Here is a 23,479-nt window from a genome sequence, read left to right as displayed (position 1 = left end):
ATGTCCAACGAAGCCAAGCTCCGTGACTATCTCAAGCGGGCCACGACAGATCTGCGTCAGGCCAGGCAGCGACTGCGCGAGGTCGAGGAAAAGGCCCAGGAGCCGATCGCGATCATCGGCATGGCCTGCCGTTATCCGGGCGGCGTGAACTCGCCGGAAGACCTGTGGCGGTTGGTGTCCGAGGGCACCGACGCGATCTCCGGGTTCCCCACCGGACGCGGCTGGGACCTGGAGGCGCTCTACGACCCGGACCCGGAGTCGACGGTGCCGGGCACCTGTTACGCGACCGGTGGCGGGTTCCTGCACGAGGCGGACCGGTTCGACGCGGCCTTCTTCGGCATCAGCCCCGTCGAGGCGGCCGCCATGGACCCCCAGCAGCGCCTGCTGCTGGAGAACGCCTGGGAGGCCGTCGAGCGGGCGGGCATCGACCCGGCCACCCTGCGCGGCAGCGACACGGGCGTGTTCGCCGGTGTGATGGTGCAGGAGTACGTCTCCCGGCTGGCCAGCACGCCGGGGGAGATCGAGGGCTATGTGGGCACCGGCAATACGGCCAGTGTCGCCTCGGGCCGTATCGCCTACACCTTCGGCCTGGAGGGCCCGGCCATCACGGTCGACACCGCCTGCTCCTCCTCGCTCGTGGCCACCCACCTCGCCGTCCAGGCCCTGCGCCGCGGCGAGTGCGGCATGGCCCTGGCGGGCGGTGCGACGGTCATGGCGACGCCGACGACGCTCGTCGAACTGGGCCGGCAGCGCGGCTTGTCGGCGGACGGGCGGTGCCGCGCCTTCGCCGCCACCGCCAACGGCACCGGCTTCGCCGAGGGCAGCGCCATGCTGCTCCTCGAACCCCTCTCCCAGGCCCGCGCCAACAACCACCCCGTCCTCGCCGTCATCCGCGGCAGCGCCGTCAACCAGGACGGCGCCAGCAACGGACTCACCGCACCCCACGGGCCTTCGCAGGAACGCGTCATCCGCGCCGCCCTGACCGACGCCAACCTCGCACCCACCGACGTCGACGCCATCGAAGCCCACGGCACCGGCACCACCCTCGGCGACCCCATCGAAGCCCACGCACTGCTCAACACCTACGGCCGCCACCGCACCACCGGCACCCCCGCCTACCTCGGCTCCATCAAGTCCAACATCGGCCACACCCAGGCCGCCGCGGGCGCCGCCGGCATCATCAAAATGGTCATGGCCATGCGCCATGAGGTCCTCCCCCGGACCCTGCACGTCGACGAGCCCACGCCCAAGGTCGACTGGGAGGCCGGTGCCGTCCGCCTCCTCGACCAGGAGCACGCCTGGCCCGGCGGCGACCATCCGCGGCGCGCCGCCGTCTCCTCCTTCGGCATCAGCGGCACCAACGCCCACCTGATCCTCGAAGAGGCAGCGGAGACGGAGGAGTCCGCGGCTGCCGTCGAGCCCGCTCCCCGGACGGGCGACGCCACTCCCTGGCTCCTGAGCGCCAAGACCCCCCAGGCCCTCCAGGACCAGGCAGCACGCCTGCACCACCACCTCCAGAACCACCCCCACCACACCCCCACCGACATCGGCCACTCCCTCGCCACCACCCGCACCCACTTCCCCCACCGCGCCGTCATCACCACCGACCACCACGCCGCACTCCACGCCCTCCAACACGACACACCACACCCCGCCCTCGTGCGCACGGCCGGCGAGCCGGCGGCGGGGCTAGGCAAGACCGTGTTCGTCTTTCCCGGGCAGGGCTCGCAGTGGGCCGACATGGCACGGGAGTTGCTGGAGACCTCGCCGGTGTTCGCCGAGCGCGTCGAGGCGTGCGCGCGGGCGCTCGCCCCGCACGTCGAGTGGTCGCTGCTCGACGTGCTGAAGGGCGTCGACGGAGCCCCCTCCCTGGACCGCGTCGACGTCGTCCAGCCGGTGCTGTGGGCCGTGATGATCTCTCTCGCCGCGCTGTGGGAGTCCGCGGGCGTACGGCCCGACGCGGTCGTCGGCCACTCCCAGGGCGAGATCGCCGCGGCGTGCGTCGCCGGGGCGCTGTCCCTGGAGGACTCGGCGAAGATCGTGGCCCTGCGCAGCCAGGCCCTCGCGAGCCTGGCCGGCACCGGCGCCATGGGTTCGGTCGGCGCGCCCGTGGAGCAGGTCCGCGCGCGCCTGGCGGAGCACGCGGGCCGCGTCGAGATCGCGGCGGTCAACGGCCCGTCCTCGACCGTCGTCTCGGGCGACCCGGAGGCGGTGGACGCGCTGCTGGCCCGCTGCCGGGAGGAGGACATCGCGGCGCGGCGGATCGCCGTGGACTACGCCTCGCACTCCGCGAGCGTGGAGCCGCTGCGCGAGCGGCTCGCGGAAGCCCTGGCCGGCATCGCGCCGGCCGCCTGCGACATCGCGTTCTACTCCAGCGTGAGCGGCGGGCCGATCGACACCGGCGAGCTGGATGCCGCGTACTGGTACCGCAACCTGCGCCGGCCGGTGGAGTTCGAGCGGGCGATCCGCGCGGCCGCCGCCGACGGGTACGGCGTCTTCGTCGAGTCCAGCCCGCACCCGGTGCTGACCATGGGCATCGAAGAGGCCCTCGCCGGCACGGACTCCCCCACCGTCGTGGTGGGTTCGCTGCGCCGCGACCAGGCCGCCGGGCGGCAGTTCCTGGCCAACGCGGCGCGCCTGTACGTCCAGGGCGTGCCCGTGGACTGGACCGCGTGGCTGCCGGCCGGCTCCCGGGTCGACCTGCCCACGTACGCCTTCCAGCACGAGACCTACTGGCTGCGGGAGTCCGCCGCGCCGGCGCGGGGCGACGCGGCCGGGTTCGGTCTCGGTGCCGGCGGTCATCCGCTGCTGGGCGCGGCGGTGGCCCGTCCCGACGGGCGGGGCCTGGTGCTGACCGGCCGGGTCTCCCCGCGCACCCACCCCTGGCTCGCCGACCACACGATCGGCGGGGCGGCGCTGCTGCCCGCGTCGGCGCTCGTGGACCTGGCGGTCGCCGCGGGCGACCGCGTGGGCTGCGACCACGTGGAGGAGCTCGCGTTCGAGGCTCCGCTCGCGCTGCCCGCACGCTCGGCGGTGGATCTGCGGGTGACCCTGGACCCCGACGACCGGGGCCGCTGGGCGATGACGGTCCACTCCCGGCCGGCCGACACCGCCGGTGCGCAGGCGGACTGGACCCGGCACGCCACCGGCGTCCTCGCCGTCGGCAGCGCGGACGGCGACACGGCCGAGCTGGCCGTGTGGCCCCCGCGCGGCGCCACCGCCGTGGCCACGGACACGCTCTACGCCGACCTGGCCGCGGGCGGCTACGCCTACGGTCCCGCCTTCCGTGCCCTCACGGCGGCCTGGCGGCACGGCGAGGACGTCTACGCCGAGGTGTGCCTCGCCGACGACGCCGACGCCACGGGCTACGGCCTGCACCCCGCGCTCCTGGACGCCGCGCTGCACCTGACGGCGGCGGACGCCCTGCCCGCCGTGCGGATGCCCGCCGCGGCCACCGGCGTCGAGCTGTACGCCACCGGGGCCCGTGCGGCCCGCGTGCGGATCCGTCCGGCCGGGCGGGACGGCGTCGAGGTGCTCCTCGCCGACGCCATGGGCCTGCCCGTGCTGCGCGTCGCCTCGCTGACCCTGCGTCCGGCGCCCTCGGGGCAGCCGGTCCCGGCGCCCACCGGGCTCGCGGACGCCTTGTTCCGGCTGGAGTGGCCGGCTCTCGGCGGCTCCCTCACCTCCTCGGACCAGGGCACCGGTTGGGCCGTGCTCGGCTCCGACGACCTGGGGCTGACCGGTGCGGCCGCCCACTCGGGACTGGCGTCGCTGGTCCGGGCCGTGGCGGACGGCGCCGCCATCCCCGAGGCCGTACTCGTGCCCGTACCGCACCTCGTCACGGACGGCCTGTCCGGGGCCGAGGCCGGGGCCGTGACCGGTGCCCACGCCGGCACGGCGGGCGTGCTCGCGCTCGTCCAGGAGTGGCTCGCCCAGGACGGGCTCGCCGGCTCGCGGCTCGTCCTGCTCACCCATGGCGCCGTCGCCACCGCCCCGGACGAGGACGTCACCGACCTCGCCGGCGCGGCGGTGTGGGGTCTGCTGCGCTCCGCGCAGGCCGAGCACCCCGGCCGCTTCACCCTGCTCGACCTCGGCGCCGGCAAGGCCGACGCCGCTGCCGTGCGCGGCGCCGTCGCCACCGCGCTGACCCACGACGAGCCCCAACTCGCCCTGCGGGAGGGCCGTCTCGCGGTGCCGCGCATGGCTCGGGTCGCCCCCGACGCCCTGACCGGAGGCAGCGCCCCCGGCACCACGGGCACCGTGCTGATCACCGGTGGTACCGGCACCCTCGGCTCCCTCCTCGCCCGTCACCTGGTCACCGGGCACGGGGTGCGGCGCCTGCTGCTGACCAGCCGCCGCGGCCCCGACGCCGCCGGCGCCACCGGGCTGCGCGACGAACTCACCGCGCTCGGCGCCCACGTGACCATCGCCGCCTGCGACACGGCCGACCGCGACGCCCTCGCCGCACTCCTGGCCACCGTCCCCGCCGCGCACCCCCTGACCGCCGTCGTCCACACCGCCGGCGTCACCGACGACGCGGCGTTCGAGGCGCTGACCGCCGGGCGGCTGGGCGCCGTGCTGCGGCCGAAGGTCGACGCCGCCTGGCACCTGCACGAGCTGACCCGCGACATGGACCTGTCGGCGTTCGTGCTGTTCTCGTCCTTCGCCGGGACCGTCGGCAGCCCCGGCCAGGCCAACTACGCGGCCGCCAACACCTTCCTGGACGCCCTCGCCCAGCACCGCCACGCCCAGGGCCTGCCCGCCACCTCCCTGGCCTGGGGCCTGTGGGAGGAGGCCAGCGGCATCACCGCCGCCCTGGACGAGGCGGAGCTGGCGCGCATCGCGCGCTCCGGCGTCACCGCGCTGCCGAGCGGGCGGGCCCTGGCCCTGTTCGACCTGGCGCTGCGCGGGCGGCTGCCGGTCCTGGCCCCCGTCGGCATCGACGCCGACGCGCTGCGCGCCTCCGCCCAGCCGCTGTCCCCGGTGCTGCGGGGCCTGGTGCGCCGCCCCCGCCGTACCGCGGCCGGCCCGGCCGGCGACGCGGCGGCCGGCGCCCTGTCCGCCACCGGCGACGCCCGGTCCGGGCGTGACCTGCTCGACCTGGTCCGCGCGGAGCTCACCCGGCACCCCTCGGTGGCCCACGCCGTCGTGGTGGCCCGGCCGGAGGGCCCGGTCGTGGCCTACGTCCTGCCCGCCGGAAGCGGCGTCACCGGCGCCGGGCTGCTCGCCCAACTGGCCGGGCACCTGCCCGCCTCGCTGCTGCCCGAACAGATCCTGACGGTCGACGAGGTCCGCCGGGACAGCTCGCGCGCGGCGCGCGAGGAGCTGCTGTGCGGGCTCATCGCCGAGGTGCTGGGCCTGGCCCACGTCGGCGTCCACGACGGATTCTTCGACCTCGGCGGGCACTCCCTGCTCGCCACCCGCCTCATCAGCCGCATCCGCACTGTCCTGGGGACCGAACTGTCCATCCAGGCCCTGTTCGAGGCGCCGAGCGCGGCCGCGCTGGCCGCACGCCTGGACGACGGCGGCCGGCGCCGGGCCGCGCTCGTGCCGGCGCCCCGGCCCGAGGTGCTGCCCCTGTCCTTCGCCCAGCAGCGCCTGTGGTTCCTGCACAAGCTGGAGGGCCCCTCGGCGACGTACAACGTGCCGCTGGCCCTGTGGATGCGCGGCAGCCTCGACCGGGAGGCCCTCGAAGCGGCGCTGGGCGACGTCCTCGTACGGCACGAGTCGCTGCGCACGGTCTTCCCCGAGCACGACGGCCTGCCCCACCAGCGGATCCTGGACGCCGACCGCGCGCGCCTGGAGCTGCACACCGTCCAGGTCGCGCCTGAGGACCTGGCGCAGGCGCTGACGGACGCGTCCCGGTACGAGTTCGACCTGGCGGCCGAGGTGCCGATCCGGGCCTGGCTGCTGTGCACCGGCCCCGAGGAGCACGTCCTCGTGGTGGTGCTCCACCACATCGCCGGCGACGGCTGGTCGATCGTGCCGCTGGCCCGCGACCTGGCCACCGCCTACACCGCCCGCGGCAACGGCGCGGAGCCCGACTGGCGGCCGCTGCCGGTGCAGTACGCGGACTACACGCTGTGGCAGCGCGAGCTGCTCGGCGACGCCTCCGACCCCGACAGCCTGTTCGCCCGGCACGTCGCGTACTGGCGCGAGCAGCTGGCGGACCTGCCCGAGGTGGTGACCGCGCCCGCCGACCGCCCCCGGCCGGCCGTCGCCTCGTACACCGGCGAGGTCACCCGCTTCACCCTGGACCCCGATCTGCACCGGGCCCTGAGCGAGGTGGCCCGCGAGAACGACGCCACCGTGTTCATGGTGCTGCACGCCGCCATGGCGGCGCTGCTCACCCGCCTCGGCGCCGGCACCGACATCCCGCTGGGCAGCGGCGTGGCCGGGCGCATGGACGAGGCCCTCGACGACCTCGTGGGCTTCTTCGTCAACATGCTGGTGCTGCGCACCGACACCTCCGGCGACCCCACCTTCACCGAGCTCATCGCCCGGGTCCGTGAGACCAGCCTGGCCGCGTACGCCCACCAGGACGTGCCGTTCGAGTACCTCGTGGAGGAGCTCAACCCGCAGCGCTCCACCGCCCACCACCCGCTGTTCCAGGTGGCGCTGACCCTGCAGAACAACGAGCGGGCGCGGTTCGACATGCCGGGCCTGGACGTGCGGCCCGAGCTCGCGGGGACCGGCACCTCGCGCTTCGACCTGTTCTTCAGCCTCACCGAGAACCACGACGAGGACGGCAAGCCCGCCGGCGTCGACGCGTACGTGGAGTACGCCACCGACCTCTTCGACGCCGCCACCATCGACACGCTCATCTCCCGCTGGACCCGGCTGATGCGGACGGTGGTCGCCGAGCCCGGCCTGGCCATCGGACAGGCCGACGTGGTCACCGCCCGCGAGCGCGCGGAGATCACCGGGGCGTGGCACGACCTCGCCGCGCTTCCGGCCGGAGAAACCCTCGCGGAGTCCTTCCAGGCGCACGCGGCACGCGACCCGCGGGCGGTCGCGGTCCTCGCCGACGGCGAGGCGCTCACGTACGGGGAACTCGACGCGCGGGCCAACCGCATCGCCCACTGGCTGATCGGCCGGGGCATCGGCCCCGAGCGGCTCGTGGCCCTCATGTTCGAGCGCTCGGCCGAGCTGATCGCCGCGATCCTCGGCGTCCTCAAGGCCGGCGGGGCCTACCTGCCGATCGACCCGGACTACCCGGGCGACCGCGTGACGCACATGGTCGCCGACGCCGCCCCGGCCCTGGTCCTCACCACCGGCGCGCTGGCCGGGCTGCTGCCCGCCTCGCTGTCCGCCGAGGCCGTCGCCGTCGACGCCCCCGCCGTCGCCGAGGCGCTGCGGGCCTGCCCCGACACCGCTCCGGACGACGCCGGCCGGCTCGCCCCGCTGCGGCCGTCCCACCCCGCCTACGTCATCTACACCTCCGGCTCCACGGGCACGCCCAAGGGCGTCGTCGTCCCGCACCAGGGCATCGCGAGCCTGGCCTCGACGCTGCGCCGCACCTGCGCCGTCGACGCCCGCTCCCGGGTGCTGCAGCTGTCCTCGCCGAGCTTCGACGCGGCCGTGCTGGAGCTGGTCATGGCCTTCTCCGCGGGCGCCACGCTCGTCGTCGGCTCCCGGGACCGGCTCATCGGCGAGGAGCTGGCGCGGGTCCTCGCCGACCGGCGGATCACGCACGCCCTCGTCCCGCCGTCGGTGCTCGCCACACTGCCCGCCGGTTCCGCCGAGCGGCTCACCGACTTCGCGACGCTGATCGTGGGCGCCGAGGCCTGCGCGCCCGACCTCGTCGAGCAGTGGTCGGCCGGCCGCCGCATGGTCAACGCCTACGGCCCCACCGAGTCCACCGTCTGCGCCGCCATCAGCGGCCCGCTGTCCGGCCGTCTGGCGCCGATCGGCCACCCGGTCGACGACGCGCGCGCCTACGTCCTGGACGAGCGGCTGCGGCTGGTGCCCCCGGGTGTCGCGGGAGAGCTCTACCTCGCGGGCGCCGGCCTGGCCCGCGGCTACCTGCGCCGGCCCGGCCTGAGCGCGGAGCGCTTCGTCGCCGACCCCTACGGCCCGGCGGGGTCCCGGATGTACCGCACCGGTGACATCGCCCGCTGGGGCACCGACGGCCTGCTGCAGTACGTCGGCCGCGCCGACCAGCAGGTCAAGATCCGCGGTTTCCGCATCGAGCCCGGCGAGATCGAGGCCGCGCTGCGCGCCCAGCACGGCGTGGCCCAGGCCGTGGTGGTCGTCCGCGAGGACACCCCCGGCGATCAGCGGCTCGTGGCCTATGTCGTGCCCGACGGCGAGGACGCCGCGGCGGGCGAGCAGGCCGAGGCCGTCACGGACGCCGCCGGGGACGTCATCGCCGAGCAGGTGAGCGAGTGGCGTGAGATCTACGACTCCGTGTACACCGGCAAGGACGGCGAACGCGCCGGCCTGGGCGAGGACTTCCTCGGCTGGAACAGCTCCTACAGCGGCGAGCCCATCCCCCTCGGGGAGATGCGCGCCTGGCGGGACGCCGCCGTCACCCGGATCATGGAGTCGGCGCCGCGCCGCGTCCTCGAGATCGGCGTCGGCTCCGGCCTGCTGCTGGGCCCGCTGGCCCCGCGCGTGGAGGCGTACTGGGCCACCGACTTCTCCGCGCCGACCATCCAGCGCCTGACGGAGCAGATCGAGGCGGCCGGCTGGAGCGAGAAGGTCAAGGCCCGCTGCCAGTCCGCCGACGTGACCGACGGACTGCCCACCGGCTTCTTCGACACCGTGGTGCTGAACTCGATCATCCAGTACTTCCCCGACGCGGACTACTTCGCCCGGGTCCTCGACGGTGCGCTCGGCCTGCTGGTCCCCGGCGGCCGCATCATCGTGGGTGACGTGCGCAGCCGCGGCTCGCTGCGGGCGTTCCACACCGCCATCCACGCCGGCCGCGCCGAGGAGGGCGGTGACCTCGCCGACGCCGCGCGGCTGCGCGCCGCCGTCGAGCACGCCATGGTCGTGGAGAAGGAACTGGTCATCGAGCCGGACTTCTTCACCACCTGGGCCGCGGGCCACGCCGACCTCGGCGGGGTCGACATCCGCCTCAAGCGCGGCGCGTACCACAACGAGCTGACCCGCCACCGCTACGAAGTCGTCCTGCACAAGGCGCCGTCGGCCGCGGACACGGTGTCCCTCGCCGACGTCCCCGCCCTGCTGTGGGGCCGTGACCTGGACGGCCTCGACGCGCTGCCCGGGCTGCTGGCCGGGCACGCGGGCCCGGTGCGGGTGACGGACATCGTCAACAGCCGGCTGGCGGCCGAGGTCGCCGCCTCGCGGGCGCTGTCCGAGGGCGCCCCGCCGGAGCGGATACGTCATCTCCTGGAGCCGGCGGAGGCCGGCCACCCGGGGCTGGACCCCGAGGCCCTGCACGCGTGGGGGGCGCGCCACGGCTACCGGGTCCTCGCGACCTGGTCGCCGCGTGCCGTGGACGCCTTCGACGCGGTGTTCCTGCCCGAGGGCACGGAGGGCGCCGGGGACGGCGCCGCGGTGTACACGGGCGTCTACCGCCCGGCGACCACCACCGCCTCGCTGCGGGCGCTGACCAACAACCCGCTGGGTTCGCGTACGACCGGACAGCTGCTGGCCGGGCTCCGGGACGGGCTGCGCGAGCGGCTGCCGGAGTACATGGTGCCGTCCGCCGTCGTGGCGATCGACGCGGTACCGCTGACGCCCAGCGGCAAGCTGGACCGGCGGGCCCTGCCCGCCCCCGACTACACCCCCACCGACGGCCGCGCCCCGCGCACCCCGCGCGAGGAGGCGCTGTGCGCCCTGTTCGCCGAGGTGCTCGGCCTGGCGCAGGTCGGCGCGGACGACGGGTTCTTCGACCTGGGCGGGCACTCGCTGCTCGCCACCCGTCTCATCAGCCGCGTACGCGCCGTCCTGGGCGTCGAGCTGCCGCTGCGGGTGCTGTTCGAGGCCCCGACCGTGGCCGGCCTGGCCGAGCACCTGGAGAGCGGTACGGGCTCCGGTGGCCCGGCGCGTGCGGAGCTGGTGCCCGCGGCGCGCCCGGACGTGCTGCCCCTGTCGTACGCCCAGCAGCGGCTGTGGTTCCTGCACAAGCTGGAGGGCCCCTCGGCGACGTACAACATGCCGCTGGCCCTGACGCTGACCGGCGACCTGGACCGTGCGGCCCTGCGGGCCGCGCTGGACGACGTCGTCGGGCGCCACGAGTCCCTGCGCACGGTCCTGGCGGAAGGCGAGGACCGGCCCCGTCAGCTGATCCTGGACCCGGGCCGGGCCCGCGTGGAGCTGCACGCCGCCGACGTCACGCGGGAGGAGCTGGCCCCGGCCCTGCGGGAGGCCGCGCGTCACGCCTTCGACCTGAGCACCGAGATACCGGTGCGCGCCTGGCTGTTCAGCACCGGTCCGGCGGACCATGTGCTGCTGATCCTGCTGCACCACATCGCCGGTGACGGCTGGTCCATGGCACCGCTGGCCCGTGACCTGGTCGAGGCGTACACCGCCCGCAGCCAGGGCGAGGAGCCCGGCTGGCAGCCGCTGCCGGTGCAGTACGCGGACTACACCCTGTGGCAGCGCGACCTGCTCGGCGACTCCTCCGACCCCAAGAGCGTGCTGAGCGGCCAGGTCGCCTACTGGCGCGAGCAGTTGGCCGGCCTGCCGGAGCAGGTGACCCTGCCCACCGACCGGCCCCGCCCCGCACACGCCAGCTACACCGGCGACGTGCTGCGCTTCGAGCTCGAGGCGGCGCTGCACCAGCGGCTCGTCGACCTGGCCCGGGCCCATGACGCCACGGTGTTCATGGTCCTCCAGGCCGCCGTGGCGACCCTGATGACGCGCCTGGGCGCGGGCACGGACATTCCGCTCGGCTCGCCCATCGCGGGCCGTACCGACCAGGCGCTCGACGACCTCGTCGGCGTGTTCGTCAACACCCTCGTCCTGCGCACCGACACCTCCGGCGACCCCACGTTCGCCGAGCTCATCGCCCGCGTGCGGGAGACGAGCCTGGCCGCGTACGCCCACCAGGACGTCCCGTTCGAGCACCTGGTGGAGGAGCTCAACCCGCAGCGCTCCACCGCCCACCACCCCCTGTTCCAGGTGATGCTGGCCTGGCAGAACAACGCGGAGGCGGACTTCTCGCTGCCCGGTCTGCAGGTGCGGACCGAGCCCACGGCCACCGGCGTCTCGCGCGTCGACCTGACCCTCAGCCTGGCCGAGAAGCAGGACGCGGAGGGCCGGCCCGCCGGCATCGACGCGTTCGCCGAGTACGCCACGGACCTCTTCGACGCCGAGACCGTCGCCACCTTCACCACCCGGCTGACCGGCCTCCTCGACACGCTCACCGCCCACCCGGACCGGCCCGTCACCGACGCCGACGTCCTCACCGCCGGCGAGCACGACCGGGTCCGGGCCGAGTGGGACGCGGCGCACCGCCCCGTCCCGGCGCGGACTCTCGTCGAGGCGTTCCGGGAGCGCGTCGAGCGCGACCCGCACGCCGTCGCCGTCGTCGCGGGCGCGGCCTCGCTCACGTACGCCGAGCTCGACGCGCGGGCCGACCGGCTCGCCCGGGACCTGGTGAACCGCGGCGTCGGCACGGAGCAGGTCGTGGCGATCGCCATGCCGCGCTCGGTCGGCTTCGTCGTCGCCGTCCTGGCCGTGGTGAAGGCGGGCGGCACGTACGTCTCGCTCGACGAGCGGTACCCCGAGAGCCAGGTCCGCCTGATGTGGACCGACAACGCCGTCTCGCTGCTGCTGACCGACGCGCCCTCGCGCGTCCCGGGGTTCGTGCCCGGGGAGCAGGTCATGCTGCTGGGCGACGACGCCGGGGACGCCGACGTGCCCGCCGCCGCTGCCCGCGGCTTCGCACGGCCCGCCTCGCCCGATCAGCTGGCGTGCGTCGTCTACACGTCCGGCTCGACCGGGAAGCCGAAGGGCATCGCGCTCACGCACGCGGCCATCGCGGCGCTCGCCGACGATCCCACGGTGGGCCGGCACGCCGGGCGCGTCCTGCTCCACTCGCCGACCGCCTGGGACGCCCTGCCCTTCGAGCTGTGGGTTCCGCTGCTGCTCGGCGGCCAGGTGGTGATCGCGCCGGACGTACGGCTCGACGCCGCCGGCCTGCGCGACGTCATCGTCGACCACCGCGTCACCTCGATGTGGATCACCGCCGGTCTGTTCAAGGTGATGGCCGAGGAGTGCCCCGAGGCATTCCGGCACATGGGCCAGGTCTTCACCGGCGGTGAAGTGGTGCCGCCCGCCGCGGTCCGGCGCGTGATGGACGCCTGCCCGGACGTCGTGGTCGTCAACGGCTACGGCCCCGGCGAGACCACCACCTTCGCCACCCTGCACGTCATGGTGCCGGGCCGCGCCCTGGAGCCGGTGCTGCCCATCGGCCGCCCGGTCACCAACAAGCGCGTCTACGTCCTGGACGACCGGCTGCGGCTGGTGCCCCCGGGCGTCGCGGGTGAGCTGTACGTCTCCGGCGCCGGCATGGCGCGCGGCTACGTCCACCAGCCCGCGCTCAGTGCCCAGCGCTTCGTCGCCGACCCCTACGGTCCGGCCGGTTCGCGGATGTACCGCACGGGCGACCTGGCGCGCTGGAACCGGAACGGCCGGCTGGAGTTCGTCGGCCGGGCCGACCACCAGGTCAAGGTCCGGGGCTTCAGGATCGAGCCCGGCGAGGTCGAGTCGGCGCTGCGCGAGCTGCCCGGGGTGACCCAGGCCGCCGTGCTCGTGCACGAGGTCCAGGAGGGCGACCGCCGTCTGGTCGCCTACGTCGTCACGGCGGACGGCGGGGAACTGCCGTCGTCCGCCGCGCGGGAGGCGCTGCGGCAGCGGCTGCCGGAGTACATGGTGCCGTCGGCGGTCGTGACCGTTCCCGCGCTGCCCCTGACGCTCAACGGCAAGCTGGACCGCAAGGCCCTGCCCGCGCCCGACTTCTCCCATCTCGTCACCGGGCGTGCTCCGCGCACGCCGCGCGAGGAGGCGCTGTGCGCCCTGTTCGCCGAGGTGCTCGGCCTGGACCGGGTCGGCGCGGACGACGGGTTCTTCGACCTGGGCGGGCATTCGCTGCTCGCCACGCGGCTGGTCAGCCGCATCCGTTCCGTGCTCGGCGTCGAGGTGCCGCTGCGGGTGCTGTTCGAGGCCCCGACCGTGGCCGCACTGGCCGAGCGGCTCGGCGAGGACGGCGGCCCCCGGCGTCCGGAGCTGCTGCCCGTACAGCGCCCGGACGTGCTGCCCCTGTCGTACGCCCAGCAGCGCCTGTGGTTCCTGCACAAGCTGGAGGGCCCCTCGGCCACGTACAACATGCCCCTCGCCCTGCGCCTGACCGGCGATCTGGACCGCGAGGCCCTGCGGGCCGCGCTGGACGACGTCGTCGCACGCCATGAGTCGCTGCGCACGGTCTTCGGGCACACCGACGGCGAGGCCCGGCAGACGATCCTCGCCGCCGCGGACACCCGCGTCGGCTGGGAGGTCCAGGAGGTCGACGAGCGGGAGCTCGACGAGCGGATGTCGGCGGCGGCGCGTCACGCGTTCGACCTGAGCGCCGAGATCCCGGTACGGGCCTGGCTGTTCGGCACGGGTCCGGCGGAGCACGTGCTGCTGATCCTGCTGCACCACATCGCCGGTGACGGCTGGTCGCTCGCGCCGTTGGCCGGGGATCTGGCCGCCGCGTACGCCGCGCGCTGCCGGGGCGAGGAGCCCGGCTGGGAGCCGCTGCCGGTGCAGTACGCCGACTACACGCTGTGGCAGCGCGACCTGCTCGGCGACGCCTCCGACCCCGAGAGCGTCCTGAGCGGCCAGGTCGCCTACTGGCGCGAGCAGTTGGCCGGCCTGCCGGAGCAGGTGACCCTGCCCACCGACCGGCCCCGCCCCGCGCACGCCGGCTACACCGGCGACGTCCTGCACTTCGAGCTGGACGCCGGCCTGCACCGGGCCCTGAACGACCTGGCCCGGGCCCACGACGCCACGGTGTTCATGGTCCTCCAGGCCGCCCTGGCCACGCTGTTCACGCGACTGGGCGCGGGCACCGACATTCCGCTCGGCTCGCCCATCGCCGGCCGTACCGACCAGGCCCTCGACGACCTCGTCGGCGTGTTCGTCAACACCCTCGTCCTGCGCACCGACACCTCCGGCGACCCCACCTTCGGCGAACTCATCGCCCGGGTGCGGGAGACCAGCCTGGCGGCCTACGCCCACCAGGACGTGCCGTTCGAGCACCTGGTGGAGGAGCTCAACCCGCAGCGCTCCACCGCGCACCACCCGCTGTTCCAGGTCATGCTCTCCTGGCAGAACAACGCCCAGGCCGACTTCGCCCTGCCCGGTCTCACGGCCCGGCCCGTGCACTCGGCCACCGGCGTGTCCCGTCTCGACCTGACCCTCAGCCTCGCGGAGAGCCACGACGCCGAGGGCGCCCCCGCGGGGATCATCGCGATGGCCGAGTACGCCACGGACCTCTTCGACGCGGAGAGCATCCGCACGCTCGTCGAGCGCTGGATGCGTCTGCTGCACACCCTCACGGCCCACCCCGACGAGCCCGTCGGCACGGCCGGCGTCCTCACCGCTGAGGAGTACGACCAGGTCGTCACCGAGTGGAACGCCACCGCCCGGGACGTCCCGGCCACGACGCTGCCGGAGCTGTTCGCCGCGCAGGCCGCCCGTACGCCTGAGGCCGTCGCGCTCGTCTTCGGGGACACCGAGCTGACCTACGCGCAGCTCGACGCCCGCGCGAACCGGCTGGCGCACCTGCTGGTCGAGCGCGGCGTCCGCCCCGGCGGGACCGTCGCCGTGGCGCTGCCCCGCTCGGTCGAGCTGGTCGTCGCCCTGCTGGCCGTGCACAAGGCCGGTGCGGCGTATCTGCCGCTGGACCTGGACTACCCGGCCGAGCGCCTCGCCTTCATGCGCGCCGACGCACGGCCGGACCTCGTCCTCGACGATCCCGCGCTGATCGCCGGGGTGACGGAGGGCGCGGGCGACGCGGACGGCGGGCCGTCCGTGGCGCTCTCCCCGGAGCTCCCGGCGTACGTGATCTACACCTCGGGTTCCACCGGCACCCCCAAGGGCGTCGTCGTCCCGCAGCGGGGCATCGTCAACCGCCTGCTGTGGATGCAGCACGCGTACGGCCTCGGGGCCGACGACCGCGTGCTGCAGAAGACCCCGTCGAGCTTCGACGTGTCGGTCTGGGAGTTCTTCTGGCCGCTGATCACCGGCGCGACGCTGGTGGTGGCCGCACCCGAGGGCCACAAGGACCCCGCCTACCTGGCCGACCTGATCCAGGCGCGGGGCGTGACGACGGCCCACTTCGTGCCGTCCATGCTGGACGTCTTCCTCACCGAGCCCGCGGCCGCCCGCTGCACCGCACTGCGCCGGGTCATCTGCAGCGGTGAGGCCCTGCCGGCCGCGCTGGCGGACCGCTTCCACGCGACCGTCGACGCCGAACTGCACAACCTCTACGGCCCCACCGAGGCCTCCGTGGACGTCACGTCCTGGCAGACCGTCGCGTCCGCGGACGCGACCGCCACCGTGGTGCCGATCGGCCGGCCGGTGTGGAACACCCGGACGTACGTGCTCGACGCGGCCCTGCGACCGGTCCCGCCGGGCGTGGCCGGCGAGCTGTACCTCGCCGGCACCCAGCTCGCCCACGGCTACCTGGGCCGCCCCGCGCTGACGGCCGGGCGGTTCGTGGCCGACCCGTTCGGCGCGCCGGGCGAGCGCATGTACCGCACCGGTGACCTCGCCCGCTGGACGCGGGCCGGAGTGCTGGAATTCCTCGGCCGGACCGACGACCAGGTCAAGATCCGGGGCTTCAGGATCGAACTCGGGGAGATCGAGGCGGTGCTCACCCGGCAGCCGTCGGTCGCCCGCGCGGTCGTCGTGCCACAGCGGAACCGGCTGGTCGCCTATCTGGTGCCCGCCGCCGGGGAGCGGGAGGCGCTCGACACGGAGGCGATCCGGGCCGCTGTGCACGCCTCGCTGCCCGAGTACATGGTCCCCGCGGCCTTCGTCGCCTTGGCGGAGCTGCCGCTGACCGCGAACGGCAAGCTGGACCGCAAGGCCCTGCCCGCGCCCGACTTCACGCCCGCGGTGTCCGGCCGGGCGCCGCGCACGGCGCGGGAGCGGGCCCTGTGTGCGGCGTTCGCCGAGGTGCTCGGCCTCGACGAGGTCGGCGCCGACGACGACTTCTTCGCGCTCGGCGGCCATTCGCTGATGGTGATGCGCCTGGTCAGCCGGGTCCGGGACGCTCTGGGCGCCGAGGTCTCGGTCCGTGCCGTGTTCGAGGCCCCGACGCCGGCCCGGCTGGCGGAGCGGCTGGGCGACGGCGGGCCGGTGCGGCCCGCGCTGACGGCGGGCGGGCGTCCTGAGGTCCTGCCGCTGTCGTTCGCCCAGCAGCGCCTGTGGTTCCTGCACGAGCTGGAGGGCCCCTCGGCGACGTACAACCTGCCCCTCGCCCTGCGCCTGACCGGCGACCTCGACCGCGAGGCCCTGCGGGCCGCGCTGGACGACGTCGTCGCACGCCACGAATCGCTGCGCACGGTCTTCACCAAGGCCGACGGTGCGGCCCGGCAGACGATCCTGGCCGCCGGGGACGCGCGCGTCGACTGGGAGGTCCTGCACACCTCCGGGGAGGAGCTCCCCGCGGCTCTGGAGGCGGCCGCCCGCCAGACCTTCGACCTGGCGGTCGATCTGCCCATCCGGGCCCGGCTGTTCGCCACCGGACCGGACGAGCACGTGCTGCTGATCCTGCTGCACCACATCGCCGGCGACGGCTGGTCCATGGCACCGCTCTCGCGCGACCTGGTCGCGGCGTACACCGCCCGCAGCCAGGGCGAGGAGCCCGCCTGGCAGCCACTGCCGGTGCAGTACGCCGACTACACGCTGTGGCAGCGCGAGCTCCTGGGCGACGCCTCCGACCCGGACAGTGTCCTCAGCGGCCAGGTCGCCTACTGGCGCGAGCAGTTGGCCGGTCTGCCGGAGCAGGTGACCCTGCCCACCGACCGGCCGCGCCCTGAGCACGCGAGCTACACCGGTGACATCGCGCGGTTCGCGATCGACGCCGGGCTGCACCGGGGTCTCACCGAGCTCGCCCGGGCCCATGACGCCACGGTGTTCATGGTCCTCCAGGCGGCTCTGGCGGCCCTGATGACGCGCCTGGGCGCGGGCACCGACATTCCGCTCGGCTCGCCCATCGCGGGCCGTACGGACCAGGCGCTCGACGACCTGATCGGCGACTTCGTCAACACGCTCGTCCTGCGCACCGACACCTCCGGCGACCCCACGTTCGCCGAGCTGATCGCGCGGGTGCGGGAGACGAGCCTGGCCGCGTACGCCCACCAGGACGTCCCATTCGAGCACCTGGTGGAGGAACTCAACCCGCAGCGCTCCACCGCCCACCACCCGCTGTTCCAGGTGATGCTGGCCTGGCAGAACAACGAGCAGGCCGACTTCGCCCTGCCCGGTCTCACGGCCCGGCCCGAGTCCGCCACCACCGGCGTCTCGCGGCTCGACCTGACGCTCAGTCTCGTCGAGCGGCACGACGACGAGGGGCGGCCCGCCGGCATCGACGCCTTCGCGGAGTACTCCACCGACCTCTTCGACCCCGCCACCATCACCGGTCTCACCGCGCGCTGGACGGCCCTGCTCGACGCCTTCGTCGCCCGGCCCGACCGGACCGTCATGGACGCCGACGTTCTCACCGCCGAGGAGCACGAGCGCTTCCTCGCGGAAGCGGCCGGGGCGCACACGGCCCGTGAGCTGCCCGCCGGCATACCGCACCTGATCGAGTCGTTCCGGGCCCGGGTGGCCGGCACGCCGGACGCGGTCGCGCTGGAAGGCGACGACGCCGAACTGACGTACGCGGAGCTCGACGCCCGGTCCAACCAGGTCGCGCACTGGCTCGCCGGACGCGGAGCCGGACCCGACCGGACCGTCGCCGTCCTCCTCGAGCGCACACCCGAGCTCGTCGTCACCCTCCTGGGCATCCTCAAGACCGGAGCCGCCTACCTGCCCCTCGACGCCGGATACCCGGCGGCGTATGTGAGTCGTCTGCTCACCGACGCCGCCACCGATCTGGTCGTCACCGCCGGTCCGCTCGCGGACCTGCCGGGCGGCGCGGCCGCCGACGTCGTCCTCCTCGACGACCCGGAGACCGCCGCCGCGCTCGCCGCGCAGCCGGACACCGACCCGGGGCAGCGGCTCCGGCCGGAGCTGCCGGCCTGCGTGCTGCACACCCCGGGTTCCGGGCGCGTCGTGGTCCCGCACGAGAGCATCGCGGCTCTGGCCGCGTCGCTGCGCCGCGAGGACATCGCGAACGGTGACTCGCGTGTGCTGGCGCTGGCCTCGCCGGCGCTCGGGACGGCCGTGCTCGAACTCGTCACGGCCCTCACCGCGGGTGCCACCCTGGTGATCGCCGGCCGGGAGCGTCCCGTCGGCGAGGAGCTGGCCCGGGAGCTGGCCGGCCGCCGGATCACCCACGCGTTCGTCGCGCCCTCGGCGCTGGCGACGCTGCCGGCCGGCGCGGCCGAGCGGCTGACGGACCTCACCACGCTGGTCGTCGGCGCGGAGCCGGCTCCGCCCGGTCTCGTCGAGCAGTGGTCGGCCGGGCGCCGGGTGGTGGAGACCTTCGGCGCCGCCGGACTCCCGCTCGTCGCCCCCGCGTCGTACGTCCTGGACGAGCGGCTGCGCTTCGTGCCGCCGGGCGTGCCCGGTGACCTGTACGTCGCCGGTCCCGCCGCGACGGTCGGCGACATCGTCGCCGACCCCTACGGTCCGGCCGGGGCGCGCATGGTCCGAACCGGGGACGTGGCGCGGCGGGACGGCGCCGGCCGGGTGCGGCTGCTCGGCCGTACCGACGGCCGGGTCACCGTCCGCGGCGTCCTCGTCGCACCCGCCGAGGTCGAGGCCGCGCTGCGCGGCCGGCCCGGCGTGGCGCAGGCGGCGGTGACGGTCCGCGAGGAGACGCCCGGCGACCCGCGACTGGTGGCCTATGTGGTGCCGGTCGTCGCGACCGAGTTCTCCGCGGCACGCGTCCGCGAGGACCTCACGTACCAGCTGCCCGCGCCCATGGTGCCGTCCGCGGTCGTGGCGATCCCCGTGCTGCCTCTCACGCCCGACGGCGCGCTGGACCGGGCGGCACTGCCGGAGCCGGACTACGCCCCCGCCGCCGAGCGGGGCCCGCGTACGCCGCGCGAAGAGCTGCTGTGCGGCCTGTTCGCCGAGGTCCTGGAGCTGGACCGGGTCGGCGTGGACGACGGGTTCTTCGGCCTGGGCGGGCACTCGCTGCTCGCCACGCGGCTGGTCGGCCGCATCCGCAGGGCGCTCGGCGTCGAGCTGCCGCTGCGGGCCCTGTTCGAAACCCCGACCGTGGCCGGACTGGCCGCGCGGCTCGACAAGGCGGACGGTCCCCGGCGCGCGGAGCTGGTGCCCGCGGCGCGTCCCGAGGTGCTGCCGTTGTCGTTCGCCCAGCAGCGTCTGTGGTTCCTGCACGAGCTGGAGGGCCCCTCGGCGACGTACAACATGCCGCTGGCCCTGCGCCTGACCGGCGACCTGGACCGCGAGGCCCTGCGGGCCGCGCTGGACGACGTCGTCGTGCGCCACGAATCGCTGCGGACCCTGTTCACCCAGGTCGACGGTGAGCCCCGGCAGGTCGTCCTCGCTCCGCGTGAGGCGCGCATCGGCTGGACGGCCGAGGACGTGGACGAGCGGGAGCTCGACGAGCGGATGTCGGCGGCGGCGCGGCACGCGTTCGACCTGAGCGCCGAGATCCCGGTACGGGCCTGGTTGTTCGGCACGGGCCCGGCGGAGCACGTGCTGTTGATCCTGCTGCACCACATCGCCGGTGACGGCTGGTCCCTGGCGCCGCTCGCCCGTGACCTCGCCGGGGCCTACGCCGCGCGGAGCCGCGGCGAGGAGCCCGGCTGGGAGCCGCTGCCGGTGCAGTACGCGGACTACACCCTGTGGCAGCGCGACCTGCTCGGCGACGCCTCCGACCCCGACAGCGTGCTGAGCGGCCAGGTCTCCTACTGGCGCGAGCAGTTGGCCGGCCTGCCGGAGCAGGTGACCCTGCCCACCGACCGGCCGCGACCCGCGCACGCCAGCTACACCGGTGACGTCCTGCGCTTCGAGCTGGACGCCGGCCTGCACCGGGGTCTCACCGAGCTCGCCCGGGCCCATGACGCCACGGTGTTCATGGTCCTCCAGGCGGCTCTGGCGGCCCTGATGACGCGTCTCGGCGCGGGCACCGACATTCCCGTCGGCTCGCCCATCGCCGGCCGTACCGACCAGGCCCTCGACGACCTGATCGGCGACTTCGTCAACACCCTCGTCCTGCGCACGGACACCTCCGGCGACCCCACGTTCGCCGAGCTCATCGCCCGCGTACGGGAGACGAGCCTGGCCGCGTACGCCCACCAGGACGTCCCGTTCGAGCACCTCGTGGAGGAACTCAACCCACAGCGCTCCACCGCCCACCACCCCCTGTTCCAGATCATGCTGGCCTGGCAGAACAACAAGCAGGCCGACTTCGCCCTGCCCGGTCTCACCGCCCGGCCCGTACCCGCCACCACCGGCGTCTCCCGCGTCGACCTGACGCTCAGCCTCGCCGAGAAGCAGGACGCGCACGGCCGTGCCGCCGGCATCGACGGGTACGCGGAGTACGCCACCGACCTCTTCGACCCCGCCACCATCACCGGCCTCACCAGCCGCTGGACGGCCCTGCTCCACACCCTCGTCGCCCACCCGGACCGGCCCATCACGCACGCCGAGGTCCTCACGGACCGCGAACGCGCCCTGGTCCTCACCGAGTGGAACGACACCGTCCGGGACGTCCCGGACGCGACGGTCGCGGAGCTGTTCACCGCGCAGGCCGCCCGTACGCCGCAGGCCACCGCGCTCGTCTTCGACGGCGTGGAGCTGACGTACGCGGAGCTCGACGCCCGGTCCAACCGGATCGCGCACTGGCTCGCCGGGCGCGGAGCCGGACCCGACCGGACCGTCGCCGTCCTCCTGGAGCGCACCCCCGAGCTCGTCGTCACGCTCCTGGGCATCCTCAAGACCGGCGCGGCCTACCTGCCCATCGATCCGGAGTACCCGGGCGACCGGGTGGCCCACATGGTCACGGACGCGGCTCCGGCCCTGGTCGTCACCACCGGTCCGCTCGCGGAACTGCTGCCCGCGCCGGCCGCCGACGGCGTCGTCCTCCTGGACGACCCGCAGACGGCCGCCGCGCTCGCCGCGCAGCCGGACTCCGGCCCCGGGCGCCGGCCGCGGCCGTCCCACCCGGCCTACGTGATCTACACCTCGGGCTCCACCGGCACCCCCAAGGGCGTCGTCGTGCCGCACGGCGCGCTGGCGAACTTCCTCGCGGACATGGCCGTACGCTTCCCGCTGGCCACCGGTGACCGCTGGGTCGGGGTGACGACCGTCGGCTTCGACATCTCGGCGCTGGAGATGTACCTGCCGCTGATCAGCGGCGCGGCGCTGGTGCTGGCCGACCGCGACACGGTCCGCAACCCCCGCGCGCTGGCCGGGCTCATCCTCGACAGCGGGGCGTCCATCGCGCAGGCCACCCCGACCCTGTGGCGGGCCCTCGCCGAGGAGCGGCCCGACGCGCTCGACGGGCTGCGGGTCATGGTCGGCGGCGAGGCCCTGCCGTCCGACCTCGCCCGGACCCTGACCGCGCACGCGGCGGAGGTGACGAACCTCTACGGGCCGACGGAGACCACCATCTGGTCGACCGCCGCTCCCGTGCGGGCCGGCGACGCCCCCGCCATCGGCGCCCCGATCGCCAACACCCGCGCGTACGTGCTGGACGAGCGGCTGGGCCTGGTGCCTCCGGGCGTCCCCGGCGAGCTGTACATCGCCGGAGCCGGCCTGGCCCGCGGCTACCTGGGCCGACCGGGGCTGAGCGCGGAGCGCTTCGTCGCAGACCCCTACGGTCCGGCCGGTTCGCGGATGTACCGCACCGGTGACCTGGCCCGCTGGGACCGCGACGGCGCCCTCCGCTACATCGGCCGGGCGGACCAGCAGGTCAAGGTCCGCGGGTTCCGCATCGAGCCCGGCGAGATCGAGGCCGCGCTGTGCGAACAGCCCGGTGTGGCCCAGGCCGTCGTGGTGGTCCGCGAGGACGCGCCGGGCGACCGCCGCCTGGTGGCCTACGTCGTGCCGGGTGACGGCACGATGCCCGGTGCGCCGGAGTCGCGCGACCTGCTGCGCCGGCGCCTGCCCGAGTACATGGTGCCGTCGGCGGTCCTGACCGTGCCCGAGCTGCCGCTGACGCCCAACGGCAAGCTGGACCGGCGGGCGCTGCCCGCCCCGGACTACGCCGCCGCCGGCGGTGGGCGCGCACCGCGCACCCCGCGCGAGGAGGTGCTCTGCGCGCTGTTCCGCGAGGTCCTGGGCATCGACCGGGTCGGGGTCGACGAGGGCTTCTTCGACCTGGGCGGGCACTCGCTGCTCGGCGCCCGGCTGATCAGCCGCATCCGCGGCGTGCTGGGGGTCGAACTGCCGCTGCGGGCCCTGTTCGAGACGCCGACCGTGGCCGGACTGGCCCGCCGGCTCGACGAGGCCGAGAGCGGTGGCGAGAGTGGCGGTGAGAGCGGCGGCGACGCGTTCGACGTGGTGCTCCCGCTGCGTCCGCGGGGCCGGCACGCTCCGCTGTTCTGCATCCACCCCGGTGGCGGCCTGAGCTGGTCGTACGCCGGTCTGCTCCAGCACCTGGACCCGGACTTCCCGGTCTACGGCATCCAGGCGCGCGGACTGTCCGAGCCGGACCATCTGCCGCGGTCCGTCGAGGAGGTGGCCGAGGACTACATCGGCGAGATCACCCGGATCCAGCCGGAGGGGCCCTACTACCTGCTGGGCTGGTCCTTCGGCGGCGTCGTGGCCCACGCCATGGCCGCGAAGCTGCGCGAGCGCGGCCAGGAGGTGCCGCTGGTCGTCATCCTGGACGCCCAGCCCGCCCGGCCCAGGACGGAGGAGGAGCTGGCGGAGGAGGCGACGCTCGACGCGTCGATGGTCTACCTGACGCTGCTCAAGGCGCTCGGTGTCGACACGGACGCCCTGCCGGGCCAGGTGGCGGGCGAGCCGGTCACGTACGAGCGGTTCGTCGAGCTCGCCCGGGAGCGGAACTCGGTCTTCGCGGACTTCGAGGAGGAGCGGATCACCGCGATCCTCAACGTGATGATCAATGACATCCGCATCAGCCCCGCGTACCGGCACGGGCGCGTGGCGGCCGACGCCCTGGTCTTCGCCGCCACGGACAAGCCGAAGGACGTGCTCACGCCGGGCGTGTGGGACCCGTACTTCGACGGGGCGGTCGACTTCCACGAGGTGGACTGCGAGCACGCCGCGATGGCGACGCCCGAGGCGCTGCGGGTGATCGGGCCGGTCCTGGCGGAGAAGCTGAGCAAGCTCGTGCGCTAGGCGGTAGGCGGTAGGGAGAAAGGAGGCGGGGCCCGGTCGAAGGACCGGGCCCCGCTTCTTCGTC

At 74.9% G+C, this 23,479-nt stretch carries 1 protein-coding gene; it reads left to right on the top strand.

Going from position 1 to position 23,479, the window contains the following annotated elements:
• A complete protein-coding gene (locus ABZ956_RS20830) occupies positions 1 to 23,415 on the top strand; it encodes a non-ribosomal peptide synthase/polyketide synthase (RefSeq protein WP_361895506.1) in 23,415 nt (7,804 codons plus the stop codon).
• Positions 23,416 to 23,479: the final 64 nt, after the last annotated feature.

The sequence above is a fragment of the Streptomyces sp. NPDC046261 genome (genome assembly GCF_040646235.1).
In the GTDB taxonomy this organism is placed as follows: Bacteria; Actinomycetota; Actinomycetes; order Streptomycetales; family Streptomycetaceae; genus Streptomyces.
The sequence above is the reverse complement of the archived record's forward strand: the minus strand, read 5'-3'. Positions and strand labels throughout refer to the sequence as shown.